This is a genomic window from Arthrobacter sp. GQ119, from assembly GCF_059759125.1.
In genome coordinates this window covers 1-831 of record NZ_JCAXEA010000063.1, presented here as the reverse complement: position 1 = coordinate 831, position 831 = coordinate 1, and the positions used below count along the sequence as shown (strand labels likewise).

The following is an 831-nucleotide window of genomic DNA, read 5'->3' as shown; positions in this document are numbered from 1 at the left end:
GATCATCCTCTTTGACGAGCCCACCTCCGCGCTGGACCCCGAAAAGGTCGGCGAGGTCCTGGCCGTCATGAAGCAGCTGGCGAAGAAGGGCATGACCATGGTGGTGGTCACCCACGAAATGGGCTTCGCCCGTGAAGTCGCCGACTCGCTGATCTTCATGGATGACGGCTACGTCGTCGAACGCGGCGACGCCCGCGAAATCCTGTCCAACCCCAAGGAACCCCGCACACAGGCCTTCCTGGAAATGGTGCTCTAGCCATGGACGGAAAACTCGCAGTCATCGGGCTGGGCAGCATCGGAAGCATGGCCCTGTGGCAGGCCTCCCGCCTGTCCGACTCAGTGGCCGGGTTCGAAGCCGCGTCCCCCGCCCACGGCCGCAGTGCCGTGGGCGGGGACACCCGGCTGTTCCGCATGATCTACCGCGGCAACCCGGCCTACTACCCCATCCTGGAGCGTTCCCGCAGCCTCTGGGCCGAGCTCGAAGCCGAAACCGGCCAGAACATCCTGACCCGCACCGGCGGACTGTCCATCGGCACCGCCGACGGCCCGTACATCTCCAAGCTCCTGGAAACCACCCGGGCCAACGGCGCCGAGCACAAAATCCTCAGCCGCGAGGCCATGGCCGAACGCTACCCCCAGCACAACCTCCGGCCCGACGATATCGCCGTCTACGACCCCAACGCCGGTGCCCTGCGCACCGACCGCGCCGTCACGGCTGCCGTCGCAGCGGCGGAGGCCAACGGTGCGACAGTCCACACGAACACCCCGATCGACAGCATCGAGGAAACGGACGACGGCGTCGTTATCACCTCCGGGGAGAAGTCCTGGACG

The 831-nt window shown here is 66.5% G+C and carries 1 protein-coding gene and 1 pseudogene; both read left to right on the top strand.

Features of this window, described 5'->3' with window-relative positions:
• Positions 1-256, top strand: a pseudogene (locus tag AC6CH3_RS23340) (ectoine/hydroxyectoine ABC transporter ATP-binding protein EhuA); the annotation flags it as partial.
• Positions 257-258: 2 nt separating this feature from the next.
• Positions 259-831: FAD-dependent oxidoreductase (locus AC6CH3_RS23335; RefSeq protein WP_498134696.1), on the top strand; the 573-nt coding region annotated here is incomplete at its 3' end.